This window comes from Cellulomonas sp. CW35 (assembly GCF_052378485.1).
Taxonomy (GTDB): Bacteria; Actinomycetota; Actinomycetes; order Actinomycetales; family Cellulomonadaceae; genus Cellulomonas; species Cellulomonas uda.
This window is the reverse complement of record NZ_CP199000.1, coordinates 3,265,068-3,282,867: the sequence shown is the minus strand read 5'-3', so window position 1 is coordinate 3,282,867 and position 17,800 is coordinate 3,265,068. Positions and strand designations below refer to the sequence as shown.

Annotated in this window: 16 protein-coding genes and 1 tRNA gene; 13 read left to right on the top strand and 4 right to left on the bottom strand. The window is 70.6% G+C overall.

The genetic code is table 11. The features are described from left to right. Nucleotides 1-307 precede the first annotated feature (307 nt). The 6 genes from ACT17Q_RS14920 to ACT17Q_RS14895 all read left to right on the top strand — a co-directional run bounded on the left by ACT17Q_RS14920 (nt 308) and on the right by ACT17Q_RS14895 (nt 8,812). On the top strand, nt 308-3,139 hold the full coding sequence (locus ACT17Q_RS14920) for a type I restriction endonuclease subunit R (RefSeq protein WP_444663406.1): 2,832 nt from the start codon (nt 308-310) through the stop codon (nt 3,137-3,139). Then, entirely contained in the window at nt 3,136-4,518 is a 1,383-nt protein-coding gene (locus tag ACT17Q_RS14915) for a restriction endonuclease subunit S (protein ID WP_444663404.1), read from the top strand. The genes ACT17Q_RS14920 and ACT17Q_RS14915 overlap by 4 nt, the downstream gene beginning before the upstream one ends. Then, a complete protein-coding gene (locus ACT17Q_RS14910) occupies nt 4,515-5,996 on the top strand; it encodes an N-6 DNA methylase (protein ID WP_444663402.1) in 1,482 nt (493 codons plus the stop codon). The genes ACT17Q_RS14915 and ACT17Q_RS14910 overlap by 4 nt, the downstream gene beginning before the upstream one ends. Continuing rightward, nucleotides 5,989-6,942: a toll/interleukin-1 receptor domain-containing protein gene (locus ACT17Q_RS14905; protein WP_444663400.1), complete on the top strand. Its 954-nt coding sequence runs from the start codon at nt 5,989-5,991 to the stop codon at nt 6,940-6,942. The genes ACT17Q_RS14910 and ACT17Q_RS14905 overlap by 8 nt, the downstream gene beginning before the upstream one ends. A gap of 130 nt (nt 6,943-7,072) precedes the next feature. Next, nucleotides 7,073-8,281, top strand: coding sequence for a hypothetical protein (locus ACT17Q_RS14900; RefSeq protein WP_444663398.1), 1,209 nt, complete (start codon nt 7,073-7,075; stop codon nt 8,279-8,281). 147 nt (nt 8,282-8,428) lie between these two features. Further along, nucleotides 8,429-8,812, top strand: a complete 384-nt coding sequence (locus tag ACT17Q_RS14895; RefSeq protein ID WP_444663396.1) for a hypothetical protein — start codon at nt 8,429-8,431, stop codon at nt 8,810-8,812. 148 nt (nt 8,813-8,960) lie between these two features. Here ACT17Q_RS14895 and ACT17Q_RS14890 read toward each other — a convergent pair whose 3' ends face one another. The 3 genes from ACT17Q_RS14890 to ACT17Q_RS14880 all read right to left on the bottom strand — a co-directional run bounded on the left by ACT17Q_RS14890 (nt 8,961) and on the right by ACT17Q_RS14880 (nt 11,237). After that, complete coding sequence (locus tag ACT17Q_RS14890) at nt 8,961-9,311, bottom strand: hypothetical protein (protein WP_444663394.1); 351 nt, start codon at nt 9,309-9,311, stop codon at nt 8,961-8,963. After that, a complete protein-coding gene (locus ACT17Q_RS14885) occupies nt 9,299-9,997 on the bottom strand; it encodes a hypothetical protein (protein WP_444663392.1) in 699 nt (232 codons plus the stop codon). The genes ACT17Q_RS14890 and ACT17Q_RS14885 overlap by 13 nt, the downstream gene beginning before the upstream one ends. 50 nt (nt 9,998-10,047) lie before the next feature. Then, a protein-coding gene (locus ACT17Q_RS14880; RefSeq protein ID WP_094180236.1) for an IS3 family transposase occupies nt 10,048-11,237 on the bottom strand; the annotation gives its coding sequence in 2 pieces (ribosomal slippage) (nt 10,048-10,956 and nt 10,959-11,237; 1,188 coding nt in all). Nucleotides 11,238-11,666: 429 nt separating this feature from the next. Between ACT17Q_RS14880 and ACT17Q_RS14875 the strand changes: the two genes are divergently transcribed. Genes ACT17Q_RS14875 through ACT17Q_RS14865 form a run of 3 tightly spaced genes read left to right on the top strand, consistent with a single transcriptional unit; the run spans nt 11,667 to nt 14,362 of the window. Continuing rightward, nucleotides 11,667-12,479 (top strand): hypothetical protein, encoded by an 813-nt coding sequence (locus tag ACT17Q_RS14875; protein ID WP_444663390.1) that lies wholly within the window; start codon nt 11,667-11,669, stop codon nt 12,477-12,479. 54 nt (nt 12,480-12,533) lie between these two features. Continuing rightward, nucleotides 12,534-13,316, top strand: a complete 783-nt coding sequence (locus ACT17Q_RS14870; RefSeq protein WP_444663388.1) for a class I SAM-dependent methyltransferase — start codon at nt 12,534-12,536, stop codon at nt 13,314-13,316. Beyond that, nucleotides 13,313-14,362, top strand: a complete 1,050-nt coding sequence (locus ACT17Q_RS14865; protein ID WP_444663386.1) for an LLM class flavin-dependent oxidoreductase — start codon at nt 13,313-13,315, stop codon at nt 14,360-14,362. Before ACT17Q_RS14870 ends, ACT17Q_RS14865 begins: the two co-directional genes overlap by 4 nt. Before the next feature lie 81 nt (nt 14,363-14,443). Here the strand turns inward: ACT17Q_RS14865 and ACT17Q_RS14860 are convergent, their stop codons facing one another. Then, nucleotides 14,444-14,902 carry a GatB/YqeY domain-containing protein gene (locus tag ACT17Q_RS14860; protein ID WP_094181675.1) on the bottom strand — a complete coding sequence of 153 codons (459 nt, stop codon included), beginning with the start codon at nt 14,900-14,902 and terminating at the stop codon, nt 14,444-14,446. Nucleotides 14,903-15,077: 175 nt separating this feature from the next. On the opposite strand from ACT17Q_RS14860, the gene ACT17Q_RS14855 reads away from it, so the two are divergent. From ACT17Q_RS14855 to ACT17Q_RS14840, 4 genes are all read left to right on the top strand, one after another. After that, nucleotides 15,078-15,150: transfer RNA gene (locus tag ACT17Q_RS14855), tRNA-Arg, on the top strand. Between the two features lie 465 nt (nt 15,151-15,615). Next, nucleotides 15,616-15,801 carry a hypothetical protein gene (locus ACT17Q_RS14850; protein WP_444663383.1) on the top strand — a complete coding sequence of 62 codons (186 nt, stop codon included), beginning with the start codon at nt 15,616-15,618 and terminating at the stop codon, nt 15,799-15,801. A 41-nt stretch (nt 15,802-15,842) separates the two neighbouring features. After that, on the top strand, nt 15,843-16,052 hold the full coding sequence (locus ACT17Q_RS14845) for a hypothetical protein (protein WP_141322319.1): 210 nt from the start codon (nt 15,843-15,845) through the stop codon (nt 16,050-16,052). A 10-nt stretch (nt 16,053-16,062) separates the two neighbouring features. Next, nucleotides 16,063-17,799, top strand: a complete 1,737-nt coding sequence (locus ACT17Q_RS14840; RefSeq protein WP_444663381.1) for a BTAD domain-containing putative transcriptional regulator — start codon at nt 16,063-16,065, stop codon at nt 17,797-17,799. Nucleotide 17,800: the final 1 nt, after the last annotated feature.

Here is a 17,800-nt window from a genome sequence, read left to right as displayed (position 1 = left end):
GTGGGCACGCTCTGTGTTCGGTTGTCCGAGCGGGTCGGGTGTTGGCGCACCCGGCCCGCTTTCATTTCTCGGTGTGAGTTACACCGACGAAGTTCATCCTACTGGCTCTGTCCTACATCAGTTCGAGTCGTGCGTTCACTGGGCCCGAAGCGGCCGCGTGCGCGTCGACCTTGACACTCACCCGAGTCGTCCACTCAACACGCGTCAGGGTGAACGGCCCGGTGGCGCCGCGTGTCGTCGCTACCCTGGCCGTGCGCTGTGAGCGGGGTCCGGCACCGTGCGCGGCATGCCAGTAGGAGGGAGCGTCGTGGACGACGCGTCGGGTTCGGAGTACCTCACCCCGGAGATGCGCGCGCGGGTGGAGATCGACTCGCAGCTGCGCGCCGCTGGGTGGGCGGTGCAGGACCACAAGGCGATGAACATAGCCGCCGCGACCGGTGTCGCTGTGCGGGAGTTCCCGCTGGTCCTTGGCGCTGGCCGGGTGGACTACCTGCTGTACGTCGACCGCAAGGCGGTCGGTGTCCTGGAGGCCAAGAAGGTCGGCCAGACGCTCACGGGCGTCGAGACGCAGTCCGGCCGGTACGCCGACGGGCTGCCGCAGGACGTTCCTGCGGTCGCCAGGCCGTTGCCGTTCGCGTACGAGTCGACGGGCGTCGAGACGCGGTTCACCTCGTTGCTCGACCCGAAGGCGCGCTCGCGCGAGGTCCACACGTTCCACCGGCCCGAGCACCTGCGGGACCTGCTCGCGGCGGAGGCGCTGTACCAGCGGGGCGAGGGTCCTGGCGTGCTGCGCCGCGCGTTGCGGTCCATGCCGCCGGTGGATCCCAAGGGTCTGCGGCAGGCGCAGTTCGACGCGATCACCGGTGTGGAGAAGTCCCTCGAGCTCGACCGTCCTCGCGCGCTGGTGCAGATGGCCACCGGGGCCGGCAAGACGTACATGGCGGCCAGCGAGGTCTACCGGTTGTTGAAGTTCGGTGGCGCGCGCCGCGTGCTGTTCCTCGTGGACCGCGGCAACCTCGGCCGCCAGGCCAGAGCCGAGTTCGAGGCGTTCCGCACCCCGGACACCGGCCGGCTGTTCACCGAGCTGTACAACGTGCAGCTGCTGACCTCCAACACGATCAACTCCGGCGCGCAGGTCGTGATCACCACCATCCAGCGCCTGTACTCGATGCTGTCCGGCGAGCCCGACCTGGACCCGGAGGCCGAGGAGACGTCCCTGGAGGACGCGCCGAGCCCGGTCCAGGCGCTCGAGGTCGGGTACAACCCGGCGATCCCGATCGAGACGTTCGACGTGATCATCGTCGACGAGTGCCACCGGTCGATATACGGGGTGTGGCGTCAGGTCCTGGACTACTTCGACGCGCACCTGATCGGCCTGACCGCGACCCCGAGCAAGCAGACGTTCGCCTTCTTCGGGCAGAACCTGGTGTTCTCCTACACCCACGAGCAGGCAGTCGCGGACAAGGTCAACGTCGACTTCGACGTGTACCGGATCCGCACCCAGATCGGTGAGCACGGGTCGGTCGTCGAGGCCGACGGCGAGGCCGTCCTGACGTTCAAGGACCGGCTCACCGGACGCACCCGCCAGGCGGTCCTGGAGGAAGACCTCGTCTACGGCAAGACCGAGCTCGACCGTGCCGTGGTGGCCGAGGACCAGCTGCGCACGGTGATCCGCACTTTCAAGGAGCGGCTGTTCACCGACATCTTCCCGGGACGGTCCGAGGTCCCCAAGACGCTCGTGTTCGCCAAGGACGACGCGCACGCCGACCGGATCGTGCAGATGCTGCGCGAGGAGTTCGACGAGACCAACCAGTTCGCCGTCAAGATCACCTACCGCACCACCGGCGCCAAGGCCGAGGACCTGCTCTCGGACTTCCGCACGTCGTACAACCCGCGCATCGCCGTGACCGTCGACATGATCGCGACCGGCACCGACGTCAAGCCGCTGGAGTGCGTGTTCTTCCTGCGTGGGGTCAAGTCCCGCAACTTCTTCGAGCAGATGAAGGGCCGCGGCGTGCGCGTCATCGCCGACGCCGACTTCCGGCAGGTCACCCCCGACGCGACGACCAAGACGCACTTCGTCATCGTCGACGCCGTCGGGGTCACCGAGTCCGAGCTGAACGAGACCGCGCCGCTGGACCGCACCGCCAAGAGCGTCGGGCTCGACAAGCTGCTCCTGCAGGTCGCGCAGGGCACAGCTACGCCCGACCTGGCCTCCAGCCTCGGGTCACGGCTCATGCGCCTGAGCCGTACCGCCAAGCCGACCGACCTGATCGAGATCGCCGAGGTCGCGGGCCAGCCGCTGGAGAGCCTTGCCGCGACCCTGATCGCAGCCGTCGACCCCGACCTGGCCACCGAGGCCGCCGCAGCGGAGCGGGCAGCGAGAGGCCAGGACGGCGAACCTGACGAAGCCGAGATCGCCGCGGCCCGCGACAAGCGGATCGAAGACGCGCTGACGCCCCTGCTCAGTCAGCCCGACCTCCGTGACGCGCTCGTGCGTGTTTCGCAGCGCCGCAACACCGAGATAGCGATCGACGACATCAGCCCGGATGCTCTCCTCGAGGCAGGGCACAGCACCGATCCCGCAGCGCGGGCCCGCAAGACAGTCGAGGACTTCCGCAGGTTCCTGGAGGACAACCGCGACGAGCTCGACGCGATCCAGGCAATCTACGAGGTCCCCTACAAGCGCCGGGTCACGTTCGCGGACGTGCGCAAGCTCGCCAACGAGATCGCCCGCCCGCCGCACCAGTGGACACCGAAGCAGCTCTGGGAGGCGTACGAGCAGCTCGACCGGTCCAAGGTCAAGGGCAGCGGCGGCGACGTCCGTACCGACCTTGTGTCACTGATCCGCTTCGCACTCGAGCGCGAGAACGAGCTCGTGCCCTATCACTCTGTCGTCGAGGAGAAGCTCGCTGGGTGGTTGCTGGCGCAGAACCAGGCAGGGCGCACCTTCAGCGATGAACAAGTCGAGTGGGTCCACCGGATCGCGGACATCGTCGCCGCGGGCCTGGAGGTCACTGCCGACGACCTCGACGAAGGAGAGCCCGCGCTGCACGGCGGACTCGGGAAGGCGTACACCGTGTTCGGAGACCAGCTGCCCACGCTCCTGGAGGAGCTCAACCGCGAGCTCGTGGCATGACCGAGCTTCCCGCTGGTTGGGCCGACGCGTCCCTTGCCGAGATCGGCGAACTTGGCAACGGGTTTCGAGATGGAGACTGGGTCGAGTCCAAGGACCAAGACCCCACCGGCGAGGTCCGCCTCCTGCAGCTCGCCGACGTCGGCACCGGGACCTTCCGCGACCGCAGCGACCGCTGGATGCGACCGGATCAGGTGGACGCCGTCAGCGGAGAGGCGCTCCGCGAGGGGGATGTCCTGATCGCGCGGATGCCGGACCCGATCGGTCGGTCGTGCGTGATGCCGTCGCTTCCCTACACGTCGCTCACGTGCGTTGACGTCGCCGTGCTGAGCCCCCCGTCCGAGGTTCTGCCGGCGTGGGTCGCCTGGCACATGAACGCTCCGTCTACGCACCGCGAGGTTGCGGCGTTGGCGAGTGGATCGACGCGCCTGCGCATCTCCAGGAAGAACCTCGGCACGATCAGGCTCGGAGTGCCGCCGCTCGCCGAACAGCGGCGAATCGTCGAGACGCTCGACCAGGCGATGAGCGTGCTGTCGACCGCCCGTTCTGCGCTCGCTGCGACGCGCAAGCGGATCGACGTGCTGGAGTTGGCGCTCGTTCGCGCTGCCCTTGGTGACGCTGGCGTGAGCGGCGCTGATTGGAAGCAACTGGGCCAGATCGCTCAGGTGCAGCTCGGCCGGCAGCGATCACCGAAGGTTCACACCGGCGAAAACATGGTCAGGTACTTGCGTGCGGCGAATGCCACCTGGGCAGGGGTAGATGTCTCGGATGTGAAGGAGATGAACTTCTCCGAGGACGAGGTCACGACCTACAAACTCGCGGACGGCGACGTGTTGCTGAACGAGGCCTCCGGCAGTCCACGGGAGGTCGGTAAGCCGGTCATCTGGCGGAGTGAGCTGGCCGGCGACGTTTGCTTCCAGAACACACTGATCCGAGTCCGTGCCGGGACGACCGTGCTCCCCGGCTTCCTTCATCTCCTGCTTCGCGAGGCCGCTCTGGCCGGCCTTTGGGCCGCGGAGAGCCGTGGTGTCGGCATCGCGCACATCGGCGCCAAGCGGCTCAAGGAGTTCGATGTGCCCGTGCCGCCACTCGAAGTGCAGCAGAGGTGCGTGTCGCTGTTCGAGGAGACGGCGCGCTTGCGCGCGCGACTCCGTGATTCGGCGGCTCATGTAGCCACCCTGATCGAGGCGACGGAGCGTGCACTGCTCGAGTCCGCCGTCTCGGGCGCGCTCGTGCCGCAGGACCCGGATGACGAACCTGCGAGTGCGCTGTTCGACCGACTCAAGGCAGAGCGGGCGTCGGCTGCGAAGCAGCCCGGTCGACGCACGGTTCGGGGACGAGCCGCGTCCGCGGCAGCAGATGGTGGAAGGAAGTCGGCGTGAACAGCCCTCGTGATCTGGTCAACAAGCTCTGGGCGTTCTGCCACGTGCTGCGTGACGACGGCGTCTCGACCCTGGACTACGTGCAGCAGCTGACGTTGCTGCTGTTCCTGAAGATGAGCGACGAACAGACCGGTGCCCCGTGGCACCGGCCGTCCCCGGTCCCCGCCGGCCTGGGCTGGCAGAGCCTGCTGTCGCGCTCCGGCGAGGACCTGGAGAACCACTACACGCACCTGCTGCGCGAGCTCGGTGCCCGTGACGGGATGCTCGGGCAGATCTTCCGCAAGTCGCAGAACAAGATCCAGGACCCGGCACGCCTGACCTACCTGATCCACACGCTGATCGACCAGGAGAACTGGTCGCAGCTCGACGTGGACGTCAAGGGCGACGCGTACGAGGGGCTGCTCGACCGCGGCGTCGCCGACGGTGGCGCCGGTGCGGGCCAGTACTTCACGCCGCGCGCCCTGATCCAGGCGATCGTCGACGTGATGCAGCCCGAGCCGGAGGAGACGATCGTCGACCCGGCGTGCGGCACCGGCGGGTTCCTGCTTGCTGCGCAGGAGTACGTGGTCACCCACCACCAGCTCGACCCGGACCAGCGCAAGCACGTGCGCGACGAGCTCGTGACCGGCTTCGAGCTCGTCGACGACACCGCCCGCCTCGCTGCGATGAACATGCTGCTGCACGGCATCGGCACCCCGAACGGCGCCAGCCCGATCCGTACCGGCGACAGCCTGAAGGCAGACCCGGGAGGCCGGTGGTCGATGGTGCTGGCCAACCCGCCGTTCGGCGTGAAGTCCTCCAACCTCGTCATCAACGACGAGGGCGAAGCCGTGCGCGAGCGCGTCACGACTTCCCGCGACGACTTCTGGGTCGAGACCAGCAACAAGCAGCTGAACTTCGTCCAGCACATCCACACGATCCTTGACACCCACGGCCGGGCCGCGGTCGTCCTGCCGGACAACGTGCTGTTCGAGGGTGGTGCCGGGGAGAAGATCCGCCGCAAGCTGCTCGAGACGTGCGATGTGCACACGATTCTGCGGCTGCCGACCGGCATCTTCTACGCCGGCGGGGTCAAGGCGAACGTCGTCTTCTTCGACAAGAAGCCGGCGTCGAAGGCCGCGTGGACGCGCGAGACGTGGGTCTACGACTTCCGCACCGGCGAGCGCTTCACGATGAAGACGCGGCCGATGACCCGCGAGCACCTGCAGCCGTTCGTCGACGCGTATAAGGCTGACGCCCGTCACCAGCGGGTCGAGTCCGACCGGTTCCGCAAGTTCTCCTACGACGAGCTCGTCGGGCGCGACAAGGTCAACCTCGACATCTCCTGGCTGGCGGACGACTCGCTGGACGACCCGAGCAAGCTGCCCGACCCGCAGACCCTCATCGCCGACATCGCCGCCGAGCTCCAGGACTTGCTCGGCCAGGTGTCAGAGCTCGCCGCGATCGTCGAGTCCGCGAAGGCGGGCCCGGGTGAGTGACGCGACTGGCTTCGGCGCTGGCCTCTCCCGGGCAGACCGAGTCGGTCTCCTTCGCGAGATCGTCCGAGAGATCACAACCAACACCGACGAGTGGACGCTGACGTCGCTCGATGTAGTCCTTGGCCAGTTCGACTGCGGTTCGATCGACACCGACGACGGATGGAACGGGCCCTCTTGGGCCGACCAGTTCGCCCGCCTGGTCGGCAGTGCAAGCGACCGTGACTTGCTGGAGATCTACGGTGTGATCACCGGCGCGGATCCGCGGGCGGCACGGTCCGCGCTGCGTACGACCGACGCGTCGGGGATCTGGAAGCCCGCGGACTACGTTCGGGTGTTCATCTCGCACAGCGCCGTCGAGAAGGCGTTCGCCGCCGAGGTGAGCACGGAGCTCGCCGTCTTCGGCGTCGTGGGGTTCGTTGCACACGAGTCGATGGAGATCGAGAAGAGCTGGCAGGACCAGATCGAGGCAGCGCTGCGCACGTGCGAGGCGTTCGTCGCGTTGGTGCACGCGCCGGTCAACCAGAGCGCCTGGTGCCAGCAGGAGATCGGCTGGGCGCGGGGCCGCGACGTCCCCAGCTACTTCGTCAGGCTGGGTGCCGACCCAGTCGGCTTCGTCAGTTCGACGCAGTGGCCTTCCCTCGTGAACCGCGACGCGAAGGCCGTCGCGGTGAACATCGCGCGGTGGCTCGACCGCAGCGGGGCGCTGCGCAAGCCGCTCGTCCAGGGTCTGATCGGGGAGCTCCGCGAGGCCGGGAACTACTTCGACGCCGAGGCCGCCGCAAAGCGCATCGTGGCCCTCGATGACCTCGACGACGAGACGTGGGACCTGCTCGCCGAGGCGTACCACGCGAACGACCAGGTGCACGGCGGGGTGCTGCCCACGCGCGTTCTCAAGCCGTGCTACCAGCAGCACCGGCGCTCATTCCCCCCGCCGAAGGCGCCGTGATGGCCCCCGCGCCGCTCGCGTGCGTCCTTCGAGGCGTGGTCCCCCATGACGTGTCAGGCCTTGCTGCCATCGTTGAGCCGCACGGTCAGGGTGATGGCGCTTGACGCCGCGCACACGGAGGAGGGCCACGGTGGCCGGTGACGGCACGACAAGCGCGGAGCGCTACCGCGCACACGAGGTCTGGGATCGGATCGACCTGCAGATCGAGTCCCTCAGGACCAAGGTCTACGGCACGCCGAACGCCGAGGTCGAGCGGAAGCGTCTGATCGCGATCCTGGAATACGCCGCTCGGTCGCGAAGGCACGCTGTCCCCGCCGTGTACGACGACCTCCTGGACACGATCCAGAACGCGATCAACGCGATCCCGGCCGACGAGCACAGCTTCATCAACAGCTACGTGCCACGAGGAGAAGTCAACAGCCTCGCCATGCACACCCGTCAGTTGCCTGGGCCTCCTGCCCGCGAGTTGGCCGACAAGTACGTAGCTGTCCTCGACGACGCAGCGAGCGCGCGGCAGGAGGAGCTTGCTGGGCTCCGCGAGGAGGTCGGCCGGCTCACCGATGAGATCGATCAGCTGCGCACGACACTCGCGAAGCTGACCGACCAGGCGAAGCGAGCGGCGCAGAGCGTCGAGTCGTCCAACGCGGTCATCACCAGCACCGCTGAGGCCGCAGCGACACAGCTCGAGACCGCGTGGAGCAACAAGCTCACCGCTTGGGAGACCGACCGTGAGCGCCGCGACAAGGAACTTGACGACCAGATGGCCACGCACCTCGGCCTGCTGACCGCCGCGGCGCAGGTCGGCCAACGCCTGGTCGAACACGCTGCGGGCCGTCACACGGCCCTCGACTGGACCAGGCGCGCTGAGCGTGAGCGAACCAACGGGACGCGCCTTCGCCTCGGGGCGCTGGTCGCCTTCGCGGGCGCCGTGCTCGTCGGCGGCGCGATCGCGTGGCGCGCGCTGATGGACGGCTTCACGCTGACGCTTGGCGACGGGATCCTTCGCGCGGCGATCGTCGCATCCATCGCCGGTGTCGGCACCTACCTCGCCGCCGAGTCCCGTCGGCACCTACATGAGGCAGATAGCGCTGAGGAGGTGGCCACAGCGCTGACCACGATCGAGCCGTTCTACGCGAGCGCCGACGGCTCGGTCCGGGAGGCAGCGCGCACCGCAGTAGGCGACACGGTCTTCGTTCGCAATGTGCTCTCACGGTTCACCTCGCGTGATGCGTCGCGGCACGGCCAGATTGCCAACCAACAGCTGTCCGAGATCATCGATCTGCTCTCGAAGAGCATCGAGACGGCGAAGGCAATCGAACCGGGCAAGAAATCTGCCTAGGGACGCTCGCGGCGCGCTCGATTCGGCCAACAGCCTGTTGGCCGATCTCGTCATGCAGGCTGCGACGGCGTTGTCAGTCCTTGATGCGACGCTCGGCGGGTGCGAGTTCCAGACACAGCCCTGGCGGCCGGGCTCCGGATCGGTCAGATGCGATCACGCGAGAAGCGTGCGCTGAAGAACGCACGCTGGTACGTCGTGCGTGGCATGGTCGGGTACAAGGTCGGCTGGGGCGACCTGTCCGATGATGACCTGCGTGAGCTTGCCTCCGACAGTGGCGCTCGGACCTGGCTCGTGCTACCCGAGGCCCCTGACGGCTGGCCGCCGTTCTCGTGGCCCGAATACCACGAAGACGAGCCTGACAGAGGCGTCAGCTTCCTCGCCCAGAGCGCCGCCGCCGGGATTGTGCGCGGAACGCCGTACCTCGTGCGACCCGGCCGCGCCGGTCGGGCCGAGGTTGAGCGCGGGTTCCCGGTGATCGACGTTGCAGCGCTCGTCGCGCTGCTCTCCGAGACTGGCACCGGCGTGCCCTGAGGTGACCTTCGGCGTGGAGGTCCGGCCGACAGTGCGGGTTGACATCCGTCCGACTCGGGCAGTCGTACAGCAAGCCGGTGTACGACTCGGCCGAGGCGGCGGTCAGGTCCGACCGCCGCAGACTGAGGCCGCCTGACAAGCCCCTACGTCAGCGTCGTCGTCGGCGCCAGCGCAGCGTGAAGAGGAGTTCCCTGGCTGCGTCGAGGTCGAGATCGTCCGGTACCGGTCGCTGCTGGCCCTTGAAGTGGCCGACAATGTCTCGGGCCTCACCCGATCGCAGCCCGAGTTCGACGAGCCGCTTGAGGTCGTTGAAGGAGCGTTTGGTCACCCGGTAGTGGATCTGGCCCGGCGCGTAGAACCGGCGGTCCAGCGCCCAGCAGAGCTCGTTGGCCTTGCCCGGTGTCACGTCGAGTTCCTCGGCGACGCGACGGGCCGAGATCAGCAACTTCTGGGGGTCAGGGGGTTCCCAGTGTTCTGGGCGGGTCGTCACCACCACCACCGGCGCCGGCTCGCTTCAGTCGGCATCGCGCTGACCCACGCGAGCAGCGAGCCGTAGACGATGCGGTAGTTCTTGGCCCCCGCCCCGATGAAGACTCGCTGCAGGTCCTGGTCGGCGACGGCCTGCCGGATCGCGCCCTCGGGCAGGCTCAGCATCCAGGCTGCCTCCTTCACGGTGATGAGTACCTTTTCGTCGTACGGGTCCGGGTTGCGGACGTCGAAGAGTTCGTCGCCAGCGGGTCGCCGTCCGCGCCGGCGCACCTCAGCCGGCGACGCGATTGCCGGTGGTTCGGGCGTGGGCGTAGCAGATGCTCGGCGTCGACTCGGCTTGGGCGTCGCCGGAGTGGCCGCGCGAACCGTTGGCGGCGTGACTGCGGCGGCGGCCTGCTGCGCCGCCGCCGCCTCTTGAGCCTGCTGCGCCGCCACCTCCCGAGCACGCTTCGCTGCAACCTTGTCTGCAGCGACGCGGCGCGGATGACGGGGTGGGTACTCGTCGTGCTCCAGCACGTGAAGTCCGGCGACGGTGACAGCCGACGACCACGTGGCGCCGCGGCCCTTGACCGTGGCCAGGTCGCGGGCCGAGAGCACTCGGGCAGCCGCACGCTGCGTGTTCGTCGCCTCTGGCCCGAGTCCCGCTGCGATGTGCCGCAGCACCTCGCGCTGCCCTGGGGTGAGTTGTACGACCACGATTGGGAGGGTCTGCCCCCGGTCTGGTTGACACTCGGGGTTTGCGGTAGTCAGGCCGCGTCTGCGGCCGTGTAGATCATCTCAAACTCGACGGGCGTGAGCTTGCCGAGGGCGCGTTGGCGTCGTCGGCGGTTGTACTTGGTCTCGATCCAGGTCACGATCGCCAGGCGCAGGTCGTCGCGGGTGTGCCAGCGGCGGGTGTTCAGGACGTTCTTCTGCAGCAGGGAGAAGAAGCTCTCCATGCTCGCGTTGTCGCCCGCGCCGTAGGAGCGGCCCATCGACCCGACCAGGCCGTTGTTCGCCAGCAGCCGCTGGGTCGCCTTCGCACGGAACTGGCCGCCTCGGTCCGAATGACACACCGTGCCGGCCGGTGAGCGCAGCGCGATCGCGTTGCGCATCGCCGCCCGCGCCAGGGACGACTTCATGCGCGAGTCGATGGAGTACCCGACGATCTTGTTCGAGTAGACGTCCTTGATCGCGCAGATGTAGAGCTTGCCCTCGGCGGTGGGGTGTTCCGAGATGTCCCACAGCCACACCTTGTCCGGGGCGTCCGCGACGAACTCGTGACGGACCACGCCATGCTCGTCGACCACGGCGAGCAGGTCGTCGTGCGGCGCGGGACCGCTCGATCCGGCCTTGGACCGTCTCTTGTGGTGGCTCGCGGTGATGCCGGCGAGCCGGCACAGCCGGTGCACCCGGTTCTCCCCGACGCTGATCGCGTGCTCGTCGGCCAGTTCGTCGGTGATGAACCGGTAGCCGAGCGTCGCGTCGTCGCCATGGATCTCGTAGATCGCGTCCAGGACGTGCGCGTCGTCCCAATCCCGCCGAGACACGGGGTCCTTGAGCCACTTGTAGTACCCCTGGGTCGACAGGCCCAGGACCCGGCACGCCACCGCGACCGGCACCCGCACTCGGGCGCCGGCCGCGGCCATCTCACGGACGAGCGGGAAGACTATTTTCCCGGCAGACCCGCCTGCGCCAGGTAGGCGGCCGCGCGACGCAGGACCTCGTTCTCCTGCTCCAACACCCGGATCCGCCTGCGCGCCTCACGCAACTCGGCGCGCTCGGCCTGCGTCGGCCCGGACCGGCGACCGTCCTCGACATCGGCCTGCTTCATCCAGTTCGACAACGACCCTTCGGAGATACCGAAGTCCTTCGCGATCTGCGTCAGCGGCACCTGCCCCTTGCGGGCCACGGCCACGACGTCATCACGGAACTCCTTGGGATACGGCTTCGCCACGGGGACATCCTTCCAGCGAGGACCAGATCCTCACAGGTCAGGTGTCAACCAAACTCGGGGCAGACCCGGAAGCGTAGGCGCCGGTCAGTGCGCTGTGGGCCCGCTTCAAAGTGCAAGTGGGTCGGCGCCCGCGGTCGTGCAACAACCCGTTGCACGACTTCGACCGCGACGCCGAAGAGCTCGTCGGGTCCTACCGCTACCTCCGTCGCTCGGCGCGGTCTGGACTGTGTGCAAGCCTGCCCGGTTTGCGTGTGCATGGCGCCGGTAGGCCTCGTCGGGCACGCCTCCTGACCTGCGGCGTCCGACTTTCGTCAACACCCCGCCAGGTGCACCAGCGACGCACCACGAGAGGCCGGCCCGGCTGGGTCCGGCCTCTCGTCATGTCCGGGGCCGCGGTACGGTGCGGTCGGTCGATCAGCGGGTGGGGGAATGTTCGAGCTGCTCACGGACGAGCTGCGGGTGCAGGTGCTCGACCCGGTCGCGGACCGCGCGCTGACCGGCGTGCGGTACTGCACGGGCGGGTACGTCTTCCAGGTGCACGACGAGCGCCTGGGTCCGCTCATGTCCGGGCCCACGTACCCCGACGACTTCAACTGGTTCGACGGGCAGGGCATCCCGGACGCGTTCGCTCTGGCCCCGGTGCACGGTGTCGAGCCGCACGCGCTCGTGCTGGGCGTGGGGGTGTGCGACCTCGCGGCGCGCACGGTCGTCGACCCGTGCACGTGGGACGTGACGCAGGAGCCCGGGATGCTGACGTTCCGCACGTCGCACGCGTTCGAGGGTGTCGCGTGCACGCTCGAGCGTCGCCTCACGCTCGTCGGGCGGGTGCTGTCGTCGACGACGACGCTGCGGCAGGGGTCCGACGAGCGTGCGCTGCCCGTCGTGTGGTTCCCGCACCCGTTCTTCCCGCAGCCCGCCGACGACGCGCTGTTCCGCGCGAGCACGGCGCTGCGCGCACCGGAGAACGACGGCTTCGAGGTCGTCGACGGCACGGCCCTGCGCCGCCGCCGGCTGCCCGAGGGGCACATCGGCCCGTACCTCGAGCTCGAGCACGCCGCCGACGGACCGCTGCGCCTCGAGCACCGGCACGACCTGCTGGGCGCCGTCGCCATGGTCACCACGTACGTGCCCGGCCGGTTCGCGGTGTGGGGCAACCACCACACGGTCTCGCCCGAGCCGTTCCTGGAGCGCAGCCTCGCCCCCGGCGAGGACCTGACCTGGGCGGTCACCTACACGTTCTGACCGCGGGGCCTGCTCTCAGGGCCTGCTGTCGGGGCCTCGTCGTACCCTCGCCGGGTGGTCGATCCCGGGCACTTCGAGCGGCACGCCGCCGTGTACGCGGGCGCGCGCCCGCCGTACCCCGATGCACTGTGGGACGAGCTGCTCCGCGCGGGGTACCTGACGCCCGGCCGGCGCGTGCTCGAGCTCGGCGCGGGGACGGGCCTGGCGACCGGTCCGCTGCTCGCGGCCGGGCTCGGCGTCACCGCCGTGGAGCCGGGCCCCCGCCTCGCCGAGCGGCTGCGTGCCGCGCACCCGGCCGCGACCGTCGTCGTCGCCCGTGCGGAGGACGTCGACCACGGCGAGGACACGTACGACCTCGCGGTGGCGGCGACGTCGGTGCACTGGCTCGACCTCGACGTGGTGCTGCCCGCCGTGCACCGGGCGCTGCGGCCGGGCGGGGCGTTCCTGGTGTGGCGCAACGTGTTCGGGGACCGCGCGGTCCGCACGCCCTTCCGGGCCCGCGTCGAGGAGGTCGTCGCGCGGCGCACCCGACCCGCGCGCCCTGGCCCGGACGCGGAGGACGCCGCGGCGACCGTCGCCGCGCTCAAGCGCTCGGGGCTGTTCCGCGCCGACCCGGTGCGCACCTTCCGCTGGTCGGTCGACCTCGACGAGGACCAGGTGCGCCGCCTGTTCACGACGTTCAGCGACTGGACGCCCGACGAGGTCGAGGCCGTCGCGCGTGCGGTCCGCGACCTCGGCGGCGTCGTGACCGAGCACTACCTGTCCTGGCTGGTCGCGCTGCACCCGGTCCGGCACGGCGGAATCGGCCGGGGTCGCGCGTCGTTCTCCCAGGCGTGAGCGACGAGCAGCGGGTGACGTTCGGGCTGGACACGTTCGGGGACGTCACGACGACGACCGACGGCGAGCCTGTGCCGCAGCACCAGGTGCTGCGCGACGTGGTCGAGCAGGGCGTGGCGGCCGACGACGCCGGCGTCGACCACTTCTCGGTGGGGGAGCACCACCGCGACGACTTCGCGGTGTCCGCGCCCGACGTGGTGCTCGCCGCGATCGCCGCCCGCACGCGGCGGGTCACGCTCGGCTCGGCGGTCACCGTGCTCTCGTCGGACGACCCCGTGCGCGTGTACGAGCGGTTCGCGACGCTCGACGGCATCTCGGGCGGGCGCGCGGAGATCCAGGTGGGGCGCGGCTCGTTCGTCGAGTCGTTCCCGCTGTTCGGGTACGACCTGGCCGACTACGACGACCTGTTCGAGGAGAAGCTCGACCTGCTGGTGCGCCTGCGGTCCGAGGGCCCGGTCAGTTGGACCGGCCGCACGCGCGCACCCCTCGACGCCGCCCGCGCCTGGCCGACGACCGAGCGCGGTGCGCTGCCCGTGTGGGTCGGGGTCGGCGGGACGCCGGAGTCGGTGGTGCGCGCGGCGCGGCACGGGCTGCCGCTCATGCTCGCGATCATCGGTGGGGCGCCCGCGCGGTTCGGGCCGTTCGTCGAGCTGTACGGCCGTGCCGTGCGGCAGCTGCACGGCGACGACGCCGTGGTGCCGCCCGTGGGTGTGCACTCGCCCGGGTTCGTGGCGGACTCCGACGAGGCCGCGCGGGACCTGCTGTTCCCGCACTTCAAGGCGAACCGTGACCGCATCGGCGCCGAGCGCGGCTGGCCGCCGATGACCCGCGACGACTTCGAGGCCGAGGCCGCCTCGGGCGCGCTGTTCGTCGGGTCGCCGCAGACGGTGGCCCGGCGCATCGCCGACGTGGTGCGCACGCTGGGCGTGCAGCGGTTCGACCTGAAGTACGCGCACGGCCCGCTGCCGCACGAGCACCTGCTGCGCGCGGTCGAGCTCTACGGCACCGAGGTCGCCCCGCGAGTCCGCGCCCTCCTGACCTCCTGACCTCCTGACCCCGACGACGGGTGGACGCCGTCCGGTCGCACCGGACGACGTCCACCCGGAGCGGGCGGGAGGAGCCGGGGGTCAGGCGGACAGGGCCGAGCGGACCAGGGCCGAGAGCTTCTTGCCGTCGGCGGCCAGGCCCGCGCGGGCCGTGGCCTCCTTCATCACCGCGCCCATGTCCTTCATGCTGCTCGCGCCCAGGTCCGCGACGACCGCCCCGACCAGCGCCGCGAGCTCGTCGTCGGACAGGCGCGCCGGCAGGTACGTCTCGATCGCGTCGGCCTCGGCCGTCTCGGTCGCGGCGCGGTCCGCGGCGCCCGCGTCGGTGTAGATCTGCGCGCTCTCGCGGCGCTTCTTCACCTCGCGGTTCAGCACCGCGAGCACGTCGTCCTCGGTGAGCTCCTTGACCGCGGGCCCGGCCTTCTCCTCGGCCCGGACGGCACCGATCACCTGGCGCAGCACGCTCGTGCGCTCGGTGTCACGGGCCTTCATGGCGGTCGTCAGGTCGGCGGTCAGTCGGTCGAGGGTCGGGGTGCTCATGGAGCCATGGTCTCGCGCTCGTCGTCGCGCGGGCCACCGCATACCCGCACGAGAGGCCCGCACGAGAGGCCCGCACGGCGCCCTCGCGCGTTCGTCGTGCGCAGCGTCACCCCGATCCGGTTTGGGCGGGACGGGTGCTGGCCTGTATCGTCTACCCCGGCCCGCAAGGGTCAGTGCGCCCGTAGCTCAATGGATAGAGCATCTGACTACGGATCAGAAGGTTGGGGGTTCGAGTCCCTTCGGGCGCGCATCGTGAAGGCCCCGGCGATCACCGCCGGGGCCTTCCTCGTCCCCGGCCCCACCCCACCCGGCCCGGCCCACCCCCGAGCGCCGACTGCTGACGCTCGTGCGCGACCGCGCACGCAGGACGTCAGCACTCGGTCCGCGACGCGCGCGGTCGACGGTCCAGAGGGCGGCGCGGGGGTCGTCCGCGGGTGGTGACGGGGCGTCAGGATCGTGCCTTGGCCACCTCCTGCCGACCGGTCGTCGGGGGTGCGGCGACGGCCCGTCGAGGGCGTAGATCCGCGTGATCATGCGGAAGTTCCGCCCGTGGGGCCCGGGTGGCAGGGGAGTGCCCACGCACCCCGCGGCACCATCCGGCCATGGCCTCAACCTGGCGTTGTGGACCCCTGTGAGAGCCGTCGAGCCTGGTCATGTCGCACCCCGGACGGGGCGCACCACGACCGCCGACCACGAGCTCACCAGGAGACGTCATGTCGAACATCCGCCGCACCGTCGCCGCCCTGCTCCTGACCGCCTGTGCCGTCGGTGTCGCCGGCGTCGCCGCGCAGGCCGACGACGGCACGCAGGAGCCGACGGGGACGACGACGCCGACGGCGACCCCGACCGCCCCTCCGGCCCCGAACGTCCCGACCGCCGGCCGCCACTGGGACTGGTGACAGACCCGACCCAGGCGACGGCACCGAGCGAGGAGAGCGCCATGACGGAGCACGACGGGGCGGACGCCCAGGACGCACGCGAGGTCGCGGGGCGGCCCGACGAGGGGCCGCACGAGCGCCCGAGCGCTGCCGACGACGTGCCCGCCCCCTCCGCGCTCCCGGGCCGCACCGAGCGGGCCTGGGCGAAGGGGCTGTGGCTCTCGATGTCCCGGCGCGACGCCGACACCCTTCCCCGGTCAGCGCGAGCGTGAGGAGGCGACGATGACGACGTCCGCCGCGTTCCGCGTGCTCGGCCCGGTCGCGGTCGGGTCCGGCTCACGAGGAGCCGTGCTCGCACCGGGCAAGCCCGCCGTCCTGCTCGCCATGCTGCTGCTCGACGCCGGCGCGGCCGTCTCGCGCAGCACGTTGCAGCGGGCGCTGTGGGACGACGAGCCGCCCTCGGCCGCCAAGCAGGCGCTGCACACGAGCATGATGCGGCTGCGCCGCACGCTCGAGGCGCACGACGTCCCCGGCCGAACCGTCGAGACCGTGCCCGGCGGGTACCGGATGACGGTCCCGCCGGAGTGCCTCGACCTGGCGCGGTTCCGCGGCGCCGTCGCGACGGCTGCGGCCCAGGGGAGCGCGGAGCTCGAGCTGCGCCAGCTCGAGCTGGCGCTCGACCTGTGGGAGGGCACGCCGCTCGCGAACGTCCCGTCGGTGATGGTCCAGCGTGACCTCCTGCCGGGCCTCCTCGACGAGCGGCTGCGCGTCGCGGAGCGCGTGTGGGAACTCAAGCTCGCCCAGGGCATGGCGCGGGACGCGCTCCCCGCGCTGTGGGACGCGGCCCGCCGGTACCCCGCGCACGAGCACGTCGCGGAGCTGCTGATCGAGGCGCTGCACCGTACGGGCCGGCAGGCCGAGGCGCTGGTGGAGTTCCACCGGATCCGTCGGCACCTCGACGACGAGCTCGGGATCGACCCGGGCGCGGCGCTGCAGCGCCTCGAGCTCGCGATCCTGCGCGGCGACCAGCCGGGTGGGGTGCGGCCCGAGCGGCACCGCGTCGAGGCCGGCCGCGTGCGCGCCGAGAGGTGGCCGCTCGTCGGCCGGGCGGACGCGATCCGCTTCATGTGCGAGCGGCTCGCCGAGTACCCGGCCTCGCCGATCGTCCTCACCGGGCCGTTCGGCATCGGGAAGACGGCTCTCGCGCGGCACGTCGCCGAGCTGATGGCCGCGCGGTACACGGGCGGCACCACGTTCGTCGAGATGCGGGACCGGTCCGGTGCGGTGCGGCGCGGCGACGCGCTGCAGGACCTGCTGGTCGGGCCGTCCGCGGCCGGGCGCCGACTCGTCGTGCTGGACGACGTCGCGGACGTCGACCAGGCGCACGAGGCGGTCTCGATGGTGTCGGGCGACGACGGTGTGGTCCTGACGAGCCGCACGAGCCTCGCCGGGTTCCTCGCCCGGGAGGGCGGGTGGCTGCACCGGCTCGGCCCGCTCCCGGAGGATGAGACGTCGACGCTGCTGTCCACGGCGCTCGGCCCGGACCGGGCGGCGACGGCGGACCGCCACCACCTGGGCCGGATCGCCGAGCTCTGCGGGCGTGTCCCGCTGGCGCTGCGGATCGCCGCGGCCCGCATCCTCACCCAGCCGACGCAGACCCTCGCCGACGCGTACGACCGGCTCGCCGAGGACCCGCTCGGGCGGCTCTCCCTGCCCGGCGACCCGACCATGTCGGTGCTGCGGCGCTTCGGCGACGCCGTGGCCCACCTCACGGACCCGCTCGCGGCCGGGCTGTCGCGGCTCGCGGACGCCGGGCCCGCCGTCCTGTCCCTCGACGACTGCGCCGTGCTGCTCGGCGTGCCGTCGCGCACCGCGGAGCGCTACCTCGACGAGCTCGTCGACGCGTGCCTCGTCGAACCCGTCCCACCCCGCAGCTACACCCTGAGCGACCTCGTGCGTCTGTGCGCGCGGGACAGCGCTCGAGCCGTCCGTGACACCGCACCCACCTCGAAGGGCTGAC

What these genes read in the sequence shown, in the direction of transcription:
- ACT17Q_RS14915 (WP_444663404.1), top strand. Translation starts at nt 3,136, where the DNA reads ATGACCGAGCTTCCCGCTGGTTGGGCCGACGCGTCCCTTGCCGAGATC.
- ACT17Q_RS14895 (WP_444663396.1), top strand. Translation starts at nt 8,429, where the DNA reads ATGCGATCACGCGAGAAGCGTGCGCTGAAGAACGCACGCTGGTACGTC.
- ACT17Q_RS14875 (WP_444663390.1), top strand. Translation starts at nt 11,667, where the DNA reads ATGTTCGAGCTGCTCACGGACGAGCTGCGGGTGCAGGTGCTCGACCCG.
- ACT17Q_RS14860 (WP_094181675.1), bottom strand. Translation starts at nt 14,902, where the DNA reads ATGAGCACCCCGACCCTCGACCGACTGACCGCCGACCTGACGACCGCC.
- ACT17Q_RS14850 (WP_444663383.1), top strand. Translation starts at nt 15,616, where the DNA reads ATGTCGAACATCCGCCGCACCGTCGCCGCCCTGCTCCTGACCGCCTGT.
- ACT17Q_RS14845 (WP_141322319.1), top strand. Translation starts at nt 15,843, where the DNA reads ATGACGGAGCACGACGGGGCGGACGCCCAGGACGCACGCGAGGTCGCG.
- ACT17Q_RS14840 (WP_444663381.1), top strand. Translation starts at nt 16,063, where the DNA reads ATGACGACGTCCGCCGCGTTCCGCGTGCTCGGCCCGGTCGCGGTCGGG.